The 13,035-nt window shown below is 69.3% G+C and carries 12 protein-coding genes; 2 read left to right on the top strand and 10 right to left on the bottom strand.

The annotated features are described in order from the left end of the window. Nucleotides 1-41: 41 nt before the first annotated feature. From DFR50_RS04575 to DFR50_RS04565, 3 genes are read right to left on the bottom strand one after another with little or no spacing between them, the layout of a single operon-like run. Complete coding sequence (locus DFR50_RS04575) at nt 42-839, bottom strand: metal ABC transporter permease (RefSeq protein WP_113888027.1); 798 nt, start codon at nt 837-839, stop codon at nt 42-44. Then, nucleotides 832-1,671, bottom strand: coding sequence for a metal ABC transporter ATP-binding protein (locus DFR50_RS04570; RefSeq protein ID WP_113888026.1), 840 nt, complete (start codon nt 1,669-1,671; stop codon nt 832-834). The genes DFR50_RS04575 and DFR50_RS04570 overlap by 8 nt, the downstream gene beginning before the upstream one ends. Further along, a complete protein-coding gene (locus tag DFR50_RS04565) occupies nt 1,668-2,537 on the bottom strand; it encodes a metal ABC transporter solute-binding protein, Zn/Mn family (RefSeq protein WP_113888025.1) in 870 nt (289 codons plus the stop codon). The genes DFR50_RS04570 and DFR50_RS04565 overlap by 4 nt, the downstream gene beginning before the upstream one ends. A gap of 110 nt (nt 2,538-2,647) precedes the next feature. On the opposite strand from DFR50_RS04565, the gene DFR50_RS04560 reads away from it, so the two are divergent. Next, complete coding sequence (locus tag DFR50_RS04560; RefSeq protein WP_113888024.1) at nt 2,648-3,145, top strand: Fur family transcriptional regulator; 498 nt, start codon at nt 2,648-2,650, stop codon at nt 3,143-3,145. A gap of 6 nt (nt 3,146-3,151) precedes the next feature. Here DFR50_RS04560 and DFR50_RS04555 read toward each other — a convergent pair whose 3' ends face one another. The 6 genes from DFR50_RS04555 to aceE form a co-directional block, all read right to left on the bottom strand. Then, entirely contained in the window at nt 3,152-3,520 is a 369-nt protein-coding gene (locus DFR50_RS04555; RefSeq protein WP_113888023.1) for a hypothetical protein, read from the bottom strand. A 44-nt stretch (nt 3,521-3,564) separates the two neighbouring features. Beyond that, nucleotides 3,565-3,984 (bottom strand): VOC family protein, encoded by a 420-nt coding sequence (locus DFR50_RS04550; RefSeq protein ID WP_113888022.1) that lies wholly within the window; start codon nt 3,982-3,984, stop codon nt 3,565-3,567. A gap of 495 nt (nt 3,985-4,479) precedes the next feature. After that, nucleotides 4,480-4,785 carry a type II toxin-antitoxin system HicB family antitoxin gene (locus DFR50_RS04545; protein WP_342634528.1) on the bottom strand — a complete coding sequence of 102 codons (306 nt, stop codon included), beginning with the start codon at nt 4,783-4,785 and terminating at the stop codon, nt 4,480-4,482. 1,148 nt (nt 4,786-5,933) lie between these two features. Further along, on the bottom strand, nt 5,934-7,643 hold the full coding sequence (lpdA, locus tag DFR50_RS04540; protein WP_113888021.1) for a dihydrolipoyl dehydrogenase: 1,710 nt from the start codon (nt 7,641-7,643) through the stop codon (nt 5,934-5,936). An 18-nt stretch (nt 7,644-7,661) separates the two neighbouring features. Beyond that, nucleotides 7,662-8,948, bottom strand: coding sequence for a dihydrolipoyllysine-residue acetyltransferase (aceF, locus tag DFR50_RS04535; protein WP_113888020.1), 1,287 nt, complete (start codon nt 8,946-8,948; stop codon nt 7,662-7,664). Between the two features lie 152 nt (nt 8,949-9,100). Further along, nucleotides 9,101-11,773 (bottom strand): pyruvate dehydrogenase (acetyl-transferring), homodimeric type, encoded by a 2,673-nt coding sequence (aceE, locus tag DFR50_RS04530; protein ID WP_113888019.1) that lies wholly within the window; start codon nt 11,771-11,773, stop codon nt 9,101-9,103. A gap of 241 nt (nt 11,774-12,014) precedes the next feature. Between aceE and uraH the strand changes: the two genes are divergently transcribed. Then, nucleotides 12,015-12,371 carry a hydroxyisourate hydrolase gene (gene uraH / locus DFR50_RS04525; protein ID WP_113888018.1) on the top strand — a complete coding sequence of 119 codons (357 nt, stop codon included), beginning with the start codon at nt 12,015-12,017 and terminating at the stop codon, nt 12,369-12,371. Between the two features lie 22 nt (nt 12,372-12,393). Here uraH and DFR50_RS04520 read toward each other — a convergent pair whose 3' ends face one another. After that, complete coding sequence (locus tag DFR50_RS04520) at nt 12,394-13,023, bottom strand: Uma2 family endonuclease (RefSeq protein ID WP_210208806.1); 630 nt, start codon at nt 13,021-13,023, stop codon at nt 12,394-12,396. Nucleotides 13,024-13,035 lie beyond the last annotated feature (12 nt).

Genomic DNA, 13,035 nt, shown 5'->3' with positions numbered 1-13,035 from the left:
CCTGCGCCGCTTCCCCCCCGGCCCCGCGGGTTCGTCCCGCCCTACATCGCCTCGCCGAGCCGTCGCGCCGCGGTCGCGCCGAAGAACACGAGGCCCGACAGCGCGGTGATCCAGAAACTCGTCGGCCAGTCGGTATTGTAGGCGAGCGTCAGGCCGCCCCAGGCTTCCGCCAGCGCCAGCGCCGCCGACGCCGCGATCCCGAGCCACAACCGGCGGGTCAGGTTCATCGCCGCGGCCGCCGGGCCGACCATCAGCGTGAACACCAGCAGCACGCCGACGATCTGGGCGCATTCGGCCACCGTCACCGCGACAATGGCGAGAAAGGCGGCCGAGACGAAGCGCAGCGGCACGCCGCGCGCTTCCGCGAGCTCGGGCTGAAGCGAGGCGAACACCAGCGGCCGGCCGATCGAAACCAGCGCGCCGAGGCTCACAGCCGCCAGCGCCACGAGCGCCAGCAGCGCCGACGAGTCGACGCCGAGCACGTTGCCGAACAACAGCGCCGCCGCCTGCGTCGCGGCCGCGGTGTAGAAGTGCAGGAACAGCAGCCCGAGGCCGAGCGCCAGCGACAGCATCATGCCGATGGCGACGTCGCGCTCGGCGAGCTTTTCGCCGAACAGACCCATCCCGATCCCGGCGACCAGCGTGAAGCCGACGAGGCCGGCGAGCGGCGACAGGCCGAACAGCAGCGCGCCGGTCGCGCCGGTGAACCCCACGTGCGACAGCGCATGGCCAGCGAAGGTCTGGCCGCGCAGGACCAGAAAGTAGCCGACCACGCCGGCGAGCACGGCGGCGACGCCCGACGCCACGAAGGCCGTGCGCATGAAATCGTAGTCAAGCATGGGCGTCGCCGTGATCGTGCTCGTGGGCGGGACCGTGCCGCCCGTCGTGCCGGTGCGCCTCGCGCTCGACCTCGACATCGCCGGCCATGACGAACCAGCGGTCGCGGACCCGGACGACCTCGATCTCCGCCCCGTACAGGCGCGACAGCACCGGGCCGGTCACGACCTCGTCGACCGGACCGAGCACGGCCGAACCGGCGCCGAGGTAGAGCACCCGGTCGATCACGTTGACGAGGGGATTGAGCTCGTGGGCGCTGAACACGATCGCCGCCTTCAGGTCGTCGCAGACGCGCCGGGCGATCTCGACCACGCTCTTCTGGTGGGCGGGATCGAGCGAGATCAGCGGCTCGTCGAGCAGCAGCAGGCGCGGCCGTCCGAGCAGGGCCTGGCTGAGCAGCACCCGCTGCCGCTCGCCGCCCGACAATTCGCCGATCGACCGTCTGGCGAGGTCGCGCGCGCCGACCTCGTCGAGCGCCCAGTCGATCTCGCGCCGCGCCGCCCGGTCGAGCGGGGCGAAGCCGAAGCGGCGGCCGACCGCGGCGCTCGCGACCACGTCCCAGCCGGTGAGGCGGAGCCCGGCCATCGCGCCGCGGTTCTGCGGCATGTAGCCGATCGCCGGGTTGCCGCGGGTGGCGGGCGCGCCGAGCACGCGGATCGCGCCCCCGGCGACCGGAACGAGGCCGAGCGCCGCGCGCATGAGCGTGGTCTTGCCGGCGCCGTTGGCGCCGAGCATGCCGACGAACTCGCCCTCGCGCACGGCGAAGCTCGCCGCCGAGAGAATGTCGCGGCGGCCGAGCCGGATCGTGACGCTGTCGAAGGAAAGCGCGCTCACTGGGTCGGATTGAGCGCGTGCGCGAGCGCGTCGAGCTGGCCGAGCATCCAGGTCTGGTAGGTGGCGTTGGGCGGCTCGGTCTCGCTCACGCCGACGACCGGGATTGCGTTGTCCTTCGCCATCTGCACCAGCCGCTGCACCGCGGGTTCGCTCGCCTGGGCGTTATAGAGCATGGCCTTCACCTTGTGGCCCTTGAGGTCGTCCTCGAACGCCGCGACCTCGGAGGGCGTCGGCTCGGCGTTGTTCATCACCGCGAGCGCGAATTTCTGGTTGCGGACATCGAGGCCGATGAGCGCGGCCTGATAGCCGAACACCGGCTCGGAAGCCGTCACCGGCTGGCCGGCGTAGGCGGTTTTCAGGGCGGCGATCTTTTCGTCGAGCGGCTTCAGCGAAAGGTCGAATTTCGCGAGTCCATGCTGGTAGTCCAACTTGTGCGCCGGGTCGACCGCGGTCAGCGCCGTGGCGAGCGCCGCGGCCGTCGCCTTTACGTAAGCCGGGTCGTACCACAGATGCGGGTTGTCGCCCGCCTTGCGGCCGACGAGCGCGCCGACGACGATTTCCCTGCGGCCCGGCGAGGGATGGGCGACGATGAGCTTCTCCATCCACGGATCGTAGTCGACCCCGTTGACGATCACCACCTTGGCCTCGGCGAGCGCCCTCGCCGTCTGCGGGCTCGCCTCGAACAGGTGCGGGTCGTCGTCCGGGTTGGCGAGGATGCTGGTCACTGCGACGGCGTCGCCGCCGACCTGCTTCGCGACGTCGCCATAAAAATTCTCGGCCGCGACGACCTTGACCGGATCGGCTGACGCCGGCGCAACGAACGCGCAGAGGGCGAGAGCCGCGGCGAGCGGAAACGTGTTCAGCATGAGAGGCCTCCTGAGTTGCCCGACAACCAGCTCATGTTATGTTATAACAGTGCGTCCGGCAACCCGGATTTTTGCCGAAGCGATCATCGCGGCCATGCTAGAGTGAGTCCATGTTGGAGGCGAAACACGATCCGGCCTGCGGCTGCGCGCACGATCCGACCACCTGGGCGGCGCGGGTCGAGCAGGCCTGCGAGCGAGACGGCCTGCAATTGACGCCGCTGCGCCGTCGCGTGCTCGACATCTTTTCCGCAAGCGCCGCCCCGCTCGGCGCCTATGCGATTCTGGACGAGCTTTCGCGCCGCGAGGGCAAGCACGTCGCGCCGCCGACTGTTTACCGGACGCTGGATTTCCTGCTCGAGCGCGGCTTCGTGCACAAGATCGAGAGCCTGAACGCCTATGCGCCCTGCGAGCACCTCGGTCATGCGCACCACGGCATGCTGCTGATCTGCGAGGCGTGCGGACGCAGCGAGGAGATCGAGGACGACGAGGTGATTCGCGTCCTGGCCGCCAAGGCCGCGGGGTCCGGATTTCGCCTGAGGCGGGTGATGGTCGAGGCGAAGGGCCTGTGCCGGCGTTGCGGGGGCGAGTCGCCCCGTCCGGCGGCGTGACGCGGGTCAGCAGCCGCCGGCGACATAGGCGCCGTAGGAATCGTACCGCGGCGCGGTCGGGAGGCAGCCGCCGTAGGGACGGGGCGGCGCGGTGATCGGGGGCAATTCCGGCGGCGGCGGAACCCCTGCCCCGACCGACGGCGCGGCGCCGCCGCGCCACGCGCCATGCGCGTGCGCGCCGCGCCAGACGTGATGCCCATGCCACGCGCCGGGTTGGGAAACCACTCCCGGCTGCCCCGCGAGCGCACTCGCGGCCGCGCCCTGCACGACCGCCGCCACAACCATCGCAGCGACCGTTCTCGACAGGAAATTCCCGACGTCGGCGGATTTCGGAGCGCGGGCGCCGGGAAGTCCTTCCCGGGTGCAGACATTCATGTCAACTCCTTGTCGAGGCCGCCCTGTGACGCGAAGCCGCCGGCTCACCACCACAGGCCGGGCGTCGCCAGTTCGACGAGGGCGCCGTCGGGATCGCGAAAGTAGAGGCTCGTCCCGCCGCGCGGCCAGCGATACTCGCCGGCGATCGGGACGGCGCGGGCCGAAAGCCGCGCCCGCCACGCCTCGAGGTCGGCCGCGGCGATCGAAAACGCCAGATGCAGGCGTCCGGCCCCGTCGTGGCCCGGAATGGTTCCACGCGCCTCGACGACGTCGCCCGCGGTCGCGCCGCGCTGGAAGACCAGCAGCACCTGCCTCGCCGCCGCCTCGAGCGCGACCAGACGGGGGCTGTCGACCAGCGTCGCGAAGCCGAACAGGTCACGATAGAAGCCGGCGGTCCTTTGGGCGTCGGCCGCATACAGCGACGTCTCGAGCACCCCCTCGATCGGCGGGACGGGATCGGGCATCCAAACACTCCGATGAACGCGGCAAGATCCGAAGCAGCCCGGACGCGTCAATTCTGTCAGGGATCTACGGCGGAATTCTCAGCGGTCGCAACCGCCGGGGGGCGCCTTTCGCGCGCGACGCCGCGCGACGCGAACGATGTCGGAGGGAAGCGATGGTGTAACTCCCAAGCCGGCAGCGAACAGCGCCGTCATCGCGAGCGACCCCCGGGTCGAAGAGCCCGGGGGAAGCGATCCAGGGCCGCTGGGCCGCTGTCGCGCCCTCTGGTCGTCCCGCCGCCCTTCGTTGCGAGCAGAAGACGGAGCGATTCTTTCCGCAGGAAGCAAGCGGCGGCATGGATTGCTTCGTCGCTTTGCTCCTCGCAATGACGGGGTTGGGAGTTTCGCGATGGTGCGAAAACTGCCGCAACATCATCAAAAGATTGAACCCGCGACGGGAAGGGTCTGGTCCACGGGTCAGGCGTCCCGTGGCCGACGGAGCATCCACCGCCGGCCGGATCAGGCGATCCGCAGCGCCGGCCGCGGTTCGGGGATAGTTCGGCCGAGCGCTTCGGCTTCCTCCAGCCAGCAGACGATGGCGGCCCCGACGTTACGGGCGGCTTCCTCGCGGGTGTCGCCGTCGGACATGCAGCCGGGAAGGTCGGGAACGGTCGCGAGGAAGCCGCCGCCGTCTTCCTCCGACAACGGCTCGATGACGACGGCTTTCGCATCCGAATTCCTCACGGCGTCGATCAACCGCGCCAGCGTCTCCATGACCATCGAGGAGGCCGGCGCGAGGTCGCCGACGGCGCGGGACGACGTCAACCGACGGAAAGCGCAACATTGTCTTGTCCTGAGGAGGCGTTTGTTCTATGTTTGTTCCGAGCGGACCAGACAGGAAATGCCCTCCATGATTGTCTCGAGTGGGCGATCGCCGCCACGCGACCGGAAGCGGCGCGCGCGACCGTCATGGCGAGGAGCGCGGCGACGAAGCCATCCAGGGGCTGCTGTTGCGGCCCGTGGTTCGCCATGTCGCTCAAGCCGTCGAAAGCCGACCCCCGTCGACGCCCGACCGCTTCCTCCGGCTCGGCGTCCTGTCGGGGCGCGAGAATCGCCCGTCACTCCCAACCCCGTCTTTGCGAGGAGCAAAGCGACGAAGCAACCTATGCCGCCGGTTGCTTACTGCGGAAAAAAATCGCTCCGTCTTCTGCTCGCGACGAAGGGCGGCGGGACGATCAGAGGGCGCAACAGCGGCCCAGCGGCACTGGATCGCTTCGCTTCGCTCGCGATGACGGCGCTGTTGGCTACCGGCTTGGGAGTTACAATCGCCCGGGAAAACGGCTGCAAAACTCTGATAAGGTTGAATCCACGCCCGGGCAATGGCCAGCGCGGCGGTCATGGCGAGGCGCCGGCCAATCCGAGGACGGCCGTCCGTCGACGGCGAACCGCTCCTCGTGCCCCAACCATCCCGTGCGGCGCGCAGCCGGGGCGTGCGAGTCGCCCGCAACTGCCAGGCCTTGGCGCGCCTTGGGAATGACGGGCGGTCGTCGACGCCGAGGCGGGCGATGACGTTTCCGCCGTCCTCGCGAGGAGCCCGAAGGGCGACGCGGCGATCCAGGGGCCGCCTGCGCCGACGTTGCAGCGCGGCGACGCGCCGCATACGGCAGGCCTTGGCCGCGCCCACCTGGATCGCCGCGTCGCTTCGCTCCTCGCGAGGACGGCGGCTTCGGTGTTCCATTCGCCCGGGAAATCGGCCGCAACGCCTTCAAAAGATGGAATCCGCGCCCGGCCCCGGAGTCCCGCGCCCACCGGCTCCGGGGCCGTCGCGGGGAACGCCGCCGTCCACCTCGGTGAGCGGCTCGATCACGACCGAGTCGTCAAGGATCGAAGCGCCGGCCTTCTGGAAATGGGCCAAACCAAAGGAGAGCCGGGGCGGCAGCCTGCCCCCCGGCGTCTCGGGAGCGTGCCTTCGCTTACGTCTTCTTCGGCATGTACAGATCCGTCAGCGTCCCAGCAAAGGCCTCGGCCGACATGGCGAAGGTCTCCGACAGCGTCGGGTGCGGGTGGATGGTGAGGCCGATGTCCTCGGCTTCCGAGCCCATTTCGATCGCGAGCGCCGCCTCCGAGATCAGGTCGCCGGCGTCCGTGCCGACGATGCCGCAGCCGATCAGGCGGTTGGTCGCCTCGTCCCACAGCGTCTTGGTCAGGCCCTCGTCGCGACCGAGCGCCAGCGACCGGCCGCTCGCGGCCCACGGGAACACCGCCTTGCCGTACTTGACGCCCTTCGCCTTGAGCTCCGTCTCGGTCGGGCCGACCCAGGCCACTTCGGGGTCGGTGTAAGCGACCGACGGGATGACCTTGGCGTCGAACGCCGACTTGTGGCCGCTCGCCACTTCCGCCGCCACCTTGCCCTCGTGGCTCGCCTTGTGCGCCAGCATCGGCTGGCCGACGATGTCGCCGATGGCGAAGATGTGGTGAATGTTGGTGCGCATTTCGCGGTCGACCGCGATGAAGCCGCGCTCGTCGACTTTGACGCCGGCGGCCTCGGCCCCGATCGCCTTGCCGTTCGGCCGCCGGCCGACCGACACCAGCATGGCGTCGAAGGTTTCGGTCTTCGTCCCGTCCGCGCCCTCGTAACTCACGATCAGCCCCTCGGGCTTCGCCTCGACCGCGGTCACCTTCGTCTTCAGCAGGATCTTGTCGTAGAGTTTTCCGAGACGCTTGGCCAAGGGCGCTACGATGTCGGGGTCGGCCCCCGGCATCAGCTGGTCCATCATCTCGATCACCGTGATCTTGCTGCCGAGCGCCCGATAGACCGTCGCCATCTCGAGGCCGATGATGCCGCCGCCGAGGATCAGCAGCCGCTCCGGGGCGAAGCGCATCTCGAGCGCCGCGGTCGAATCCCAGATGCGCTTGTCGGTCGGGATGAAGCCCGGCGCGACCGGCTCCGAGCCCGCGGCGATGATCGCCTTGGCGAAGCGGACCGTGCGCGGCCCCTCGGCCGTCTCGACCCGGAGCGTGTTCTGCGAGGTGAACGCGCCCTCCCCGCGCACCACCGTCACCTTGCGCTGGCGGGCGAGGCCGGTCAGGCCCGTCGTCAGGCGCTTGACCACCGAATCCTTCCAGGCGCGGATGGCGTCGAGGTCGATCGTCGGCGCGCCGAAGGCGACGCCGTGCGCGCCCATCGCCGCCGCCTCGTCGATGGTCTTGGCGACGTGCAGGAGCGCCTTGGACGGAATGCAGCCGACGTTGAGGCAGACCCCGCCGAGCGTCGCATGCTTGTCGACGATGAGGACCTTCTCGCCGAGGTCGGCGGCGCGGAAGGCGGCGGTGTAGCCGCCCGGTCCCGCCCCGAGCACGACGATTTCGGCCTCGAAATCGACGTGGGCGGGCGGCGGCGGCGGCGGCGTGGGATGGGCGGCGGGAGCGGGCGAAGCCACCTCGCCCTCGACGCTCGCGAATGTGGCGATCAGGCTCCCCTGGCTCACCTTGTCGCCGATCTTGACGGCGAATTCGCCGATCACGCCGTCGGCGGGCGCCGGCACGTCGAGCGTCGCCTTGTCGCTCTCGAGGGTGACGAGCGTCTGCTCCTTCTTGACCGGGTCGCCGGGCTTGACGTGAATCTCGATCACCGGGACGTCATGGAAGTCGCCGATGTCGGGAAGACGGATCTCTTGCGGCATGGATTCTCGCTCCCCCCGTTACAGAATGACCCGCCGCATGTCCTCGACCAGCGAGGCCAGATGGCGCATGAAGCGCGCGGCCGCCGCCCCGTCGATGACGCGGTGATCGTAGCTGAGGCAGAGCGGCAGCATCAGCCGCGGCTCGAACGCTTCGCCGGTCCACACCGGCGCCATTTTCGCGCGCACGACGCCGAGGATCGCCACCTCGGGCGCGTTGACGATCGGCGTGAAGGCCGTGCCGCCGATGCCGCCGAGCGAGGAGAGGGTGAAGGTCGCGCCCTGCATTTCGGCTGGGCTGAGCTTTCCGGCGCGCGCCTTCTCCGACAGCTCGCCGAGCTCGCGGGCGAGTTCGATGACGCCCTTCTGGTCGACGTCCCTGATCACCGCCACGACCAACCCGTCGGGCGTGTCGACGGCGACCCCGAGGTGAAAATATTTTCGTAGAACCAACGAATTGCCGTCAGGAGTCAAAGCGGCGTTGAAGGTCGGGAAGGCCTTCAGCGTCGCGACCGCGGCGCGCATCAGCAGCGGCAGCAGGGAAACGCGGTAAGGCTTTGATTTGTCCTTCTTCGCGTCCTCGTCGAGGCGCTTGCGGAAGGCCTCGAGATCGGTGACGTCGGCTTCGTCGCTGTGGGTGACGTGGGGAACGTTGACCCAGGAGGCGTGCAGGCGCGGCCCGGAGATGCGCTTGATGCGCGACAGCGGCACGGTCTCGACCGGACCGTACTTGGCGAAGTCGACGGTGGGGACTGCGGGCAGCCCCGCCCCGCCCGATCCCGCGGCCGGCGCGCCGCCGGAGATCGCGCCCTTGACGTCCTCGCGGGTGATGCGGCCGTTCTCGCCGGTGCCCTTGATCGCGTTGAGGTCGAGCCCGAGTTCGCGCGCCAGGCGCCGCACCGCGGGTCCGGCGAAGACGCCGGAGAAGTCGGGCTTCGCCGGCCCCGCGGCGGCCGCCTGCGCGGGCGCCGCGGGCTGCGCGGGCGCGGCCTCTTCCTTCACGGGGGGCTCGCTCGCCGCCTGCGGCGCGGTCTCGGCCGCGGCGGGCGCGTCCGGGGCGGGCGCGGCGTCCGCCTGCTCGAGGCGTGCGATCAGCGCGCCCATCGACATCTTGTCGCCGACCTTGGCGACCACCTCCACCACCTTGCCGGCGATCGGCGACGGCACGTCCATGGTCGCCTTGTCGGATTCGAGCGTCAGCAGCGACTGCTCCTTCTTGACCTCGTCCCCCGGCTTCACCAGCACTTCGATGATCGGCACGTCCTTGAAGTCGCCGATGTCCGGCACTTTCACATCGATTGTCCCCACCGGCGCTTCTCCTTCGCGCAAAGACGTGAATGATTGTGTTCAAAGTCGGTTGAATTCAAATCGCGCGGCAGACCCCCGCCCGGCGCCGGGCCCGTCGAGGACGGGCCGTGGTTCCGGGCTTCCCCTCGGGGCGCGCCGCCGCGCGCCGTCGTTCAGCTGCGCATCGGGTTCGGGCCGTCGGGGTCGATGCCGTAGGCGGCGATCGCCTCGGACACCCGCTTCGACGGCAGGAGCTGGTCGTCGGCCAGCGCCTTCAGGCTCGCCACAACCACGTGATAGCGGTCGACCTCGAAGAACGCGCGCAGCCGCCGGCGATAGTCCGAGCGGCCGAAGCCGTCGGTCCCGAGCGCCTTGTAGCGCGCCGGAACCCACGGCCGCACGCCGTCGGCGATCGCCTTCATGTAGTCGGTCGCGGCGATCACCGGCCCCTTGCCCCTGGCCAGCGCCTGGGAGATGAAGGGGACGCGCGCCGGCTCCTCCGGGTGCAGCATCGACCAGCGCTCGGCGTCGAGGCCGTCGCGGCGCAGTTCGGTGAAGCTGGTCACGCTCCACACCTCGCTCGCGACGCCGTGCTCCTCGGCGAGCATGTCCGCCGCCGCCTCGACCTCGCGCAGGATCGCGCCCGCGCCCAGCAGGCGCACGGTGAGGCCAGACGGGCCGCCCTGCTTCGGCTTGACGTCGCGCAGCTTGTACAGGCCGCGCAGAATGCCCTCCTCCGCGCCCTCCGGCATGGCCGGATGCGGATAGTTCTCGTTCAGCGTGGTGATGTAGTAGAACACGTCCTCGTTGTCGACCAGCATGCGCTTCAGGCCGGCGTGGACGATCACCGCCAGTTCGTAGGCGTAGGTCGGATCGTAGGTGACGCAGTTCGGGATGGTCGAGGCCAGCACGTGGCTGTGGCCGTCCTCGTGCTGCAGGCCCTCGCCGTTCAGGGTCGTCCGCCCCGACGTGCCGCCGATCAGGAAGCCGCGGGTGCGCATGTCGCCGGCCGCCCATGCGAGATCGCCGATGCGCTGGAAGCCGAACATCGAATAGTAGATGTAGAAGGGGATCATCGGCGTGTTGGAGGTCGAGTACGACGTGCCGGCGGCGATGAACGACGCCATCGCGCCCGGCTCGTTGATGCCCTCCTGGAGGATCTGCCCCTTGGTGTCCTCGCGGTAGTACATGAGCTGATCGGCGTCCTGCGGCCGATAAAGCTGGCCGACCTGGCTGAAGATGCCGACCTGGCGGAACAGCCCCTCCATGCCGAAAGTGCGGCTCTCGTCCGGCACGATCGGCACGACGCGAGGACCGACTTCCTTGTCGCGCAGCAGCGAGGTGAGGATGCGCACGAAGGCCATCGTGGTCGAGATCTCACGCCCTTCCGCCGTCGGCTTGAGCAGCGCGTCGAAGCTCGACAGCGGCGGGATGACCAGCGGCGCGCTCGTCCGGCGGCGCGCCGGGAGATAGCCGCCGAGCGCGTCGCGCCGGGCGCGCAGATATCGCATTTCCGCGCTGTCTTCGGCGAAGTGGAGGAACGGCAGGTTGTGCAGGTCGTCGTCGGAGACGGGAATCCCGAAGCGGTCGCGGAACCCTTTGAGCGCGTCGTCGCCGAGCTTCTTGGCCTGGTGGGCGATCATCTGCCCCTCGCCCGCCGAGCCCATGCCATAGCCCTTGACGGTCTTGGCGAGGATGACGGTCGGCTGGCCCTTGTGCTCGGAGGCCGCCTTGTAGGCGGCGTAGACCTTGAGCGGATCGTGGCCGCCGCGGGTCAGCGACCAGATGTCGGCGTCCGTCCAGTCGGCGACCATGGCCGCGGTTTCGGCATAGCGTCCGAAAAAGTGTTTTCGGATATAGGCGCCGTCCTTGGAGCGAAAGTCCTGGTACTCGCCGTCGACGCATTCCTCCATCAGCTGGCGCAGCTTGCCCTGCGTATCCTTGGCGAGCAGTTCGTCCCAGCCCGAGCCCCACAGGCATTTGATGACGTTCCAGCCGGCGCCGCGGAAATCGGCCTCGAGCTCCTGCACGATCTTGCCGTTGCCGCGCACCGGCCCGTCGAGCCGCTGCAGATTGCAATTGATGACGAAGATCAGGTTGTCGAGCCGTTCCCGCCCGGCGAGCGAGATGGCGCCGAGCGATTCCGGCTCGTCCATTTCGCCGTCGCCGCAGAACACCCAGACCTTGCGCCGCTCGGTGTCGGCGAGGCCCCGCCCCTGCAGATAGCGCAGGAAGCGCGCCTGATAGATCGCCATCAGCGGCCCGAGGCCCATCGAGACGGTCGGGAATTGCCAGAAATCGGGCATCAGCCAGGGATGCGGATAGGACGACAGGCCCTTGCCGCCGACCTCCTGGCGGAAATTCGCGAGCTGGGCCTCGGTCAGCCGTCCTTCGACGAAGGCGCGGGCGTAGACGCCGGGCGAACTATGGCCCTGGATGTAGATCAGGTCGCCGCCGTGGTCGTCGCTGGCGGCGTGCCAGAAGTGCATGAAGCCGGTGTCGTAGAGGGTCGCCGCCGACTGGAAGCTGGCGATGTGGCCGCCGAGCTCGGACGATTCCTTGTTGGCCTTGACCACGATCGCGGCGGCGTTCCAGCGGATGTAGCGCCGGATCGTCATCTCGAGCTTGCGGTCGCCGGGATGGGGCGGCTGCTGCTCGGGCGGGATGGTATTGACGTAGGCGGTGTTGGCGGCGAACGGCAGGCGGGCGCCCTTGCGCCGCGCAGCGGTGACGACCTGGTCGAGGATCTCGTCGACCTTGCCGAGGCCCTCGAATGCCTCGACGGAATCGAGCGCGTCGAGCCACTCGTCGGTTTCGTCGTTGACGGATCGCGCCCTGTCGTCCATGGGGGTCGGCCTCCCTGTTCGCGGAAAAACGCTGAGACGAAAGTCTATGCGTTTCTTTGCCGCAGTCTCTTGTCATGCGCCACGGAAATTCGCAATCGACCGGGGCGGCGTTGCAGCCATGTTCTTCGTGCATGAGTAGCGTTTTGGCGGCAACCGCGACCTCAGGCTAATCTCGATAGGGGCGCGCAACGGCCGACGAGACGCCGCCCCCCAGACTGCATCGAACCAACGGAGCGCGTCCTTGGCAGGCCTCACCACCCACGTTCTCGACCTCACCCGCGGCGTCCCGGCGCCCGGCGTCCGGATCGAACTCTACGAGATCGGCGACGACGGCGCCCGGCTGCTCGCGGCGGCGACGACCACCAATGCGGACGGGCGGACCGACCGGCCCCTGATCGCGCCGAACGACGCGCGACGCGGCAAGTTCGAACTCGTCTTCCACGCCGGCGACTATTTCCGCAGCGTGGGCGCCACACTCGCCGACCCGCCGTTCCTCGACGTCGTGCCGATCCGGTTCGCCATCGCCGACCCCGCCGCGCACTATCACGTGCCCCTGCTCGTCACGCCGTGGAGCTTTTCGACCTATCGCGGGAGCTGAGCGCGCCCGCCTCGGATGCGACTCACCCGAATAGCGCAGCCACGTCGATGGAAATCGCTGGAATGCGCGACGGCGTGAGGAGCCCCTCGCTCATCCGCGCCGCGGACCCATAGCGTCCCTCGGCGGGGTCGCGATAGACTTCGACCACCCGGGCGGCGAGGTCGACGATCCAGACTTCGACGATCCCGAACTTCGCATACAGCGGCAGCTTGGTCTCGCGGTCGTAGGCAAGGGAGCTGTCGGCGACCTCGACGACGAGCAGCGCGTCGTCCGGCCCCGGATGGGACGCCGCGAAAGCGTCGGCGCGCGGCGGCAGGACCACGAAGTCCGGCTGGGGCTCGGTAAAGGGGTCGAGGCGCAGGGGATTCCGAACGCTGGTGAGCAGCAGCCCGTCCGCGACGGCGCGCGCGAAGCCTTGCTCGAGCCGCCGCGTGACCGCCGCGTGCGGGCTGCCGATCGGGTTCATGTCGAAGATCTCTCCGTCGATCAGTTCGACGCGCTGGAACGGAGCCAGAATGCCCGCTTCGGCCATGCGGTAGTAGGCGCCGACATCGAGGCGATGGCGCGCGGGGGCCTGCGGAGTCTGCGGAAGAACGCTCATGCTGCCTCCCTCAGCCGCCACGGTACTTCCGAATGCGGCGAACGCCAACACGGCGAGGCGACG

This window comes from Roseiarcus fermentans, from assembly GCF_003315135.1.
GTDB classification, from domain to species: Bacteria; Pseudomonadota; Alphaproteobacteria; order Rhizobiales; family Beijerinckiaceae; genus Roseiarcus; species Roseiarcus fermentans.
This window is presented reverse-complemented; position numbering and strand designations above follow the sequence as displayed.

What these genes read in the sequence shown, in the direction of transcription:
- DFR50_RS04565 (WP_113888025.1), bottom strand. Translation starts at nt 2,537, where the DNA reads ATGCTGAACACGTTTCCGCTCGCCGCGGCTCTCGCCCTCTGCGCGTTC.
- DFR50_RS04555 (WP_113888023.1), bottom strand. Translation starts at nt 3,520, where the DNA reads ATGAATGTCTGCACCCGGGAAGGACTTCCCGGCGCCCGCGCTCCGAAA.
- DFR50_RS04575 (WP_113888027.1), bottom strand. Translation starts at nt 839, where the DNA reads ATGCTTGACTACGATTTCATGCGCACGGCCTTCGTGGCGTCGGGCGTC.
- DFR50_RS04560 (WP_113888024.1), top strand. Translation starts at nt 2,648, where the DNA reads ATGTTGGAGGCGAAACACGATCCGGCCTGCGGCTGCGCGCACGATCCG.
- aceE (WP_113888019.1), bottom strand. Translation starts at nt 11,773, where the DNA reads ATGGACGACAGGGCGCGATCCGTCAACGACGAAACCGACGAGTGGCTC.
- DFR50_RS04550 (WP_113888022.1), bottom strand. Translation starts at nt 3,984, where the DNA reads ATGCCCGATCCCGTCCCGCCGATCGAGGGGGTGCTCGAGACGTCGCTG.
- lpdA (WP_113888021.1), bottom strand. Translation starts at nt 7,643, where the DNA reads ATGCCGCAAGAGATCCGTCTTCCCGACATCGGCGACTTCCATGACGTC.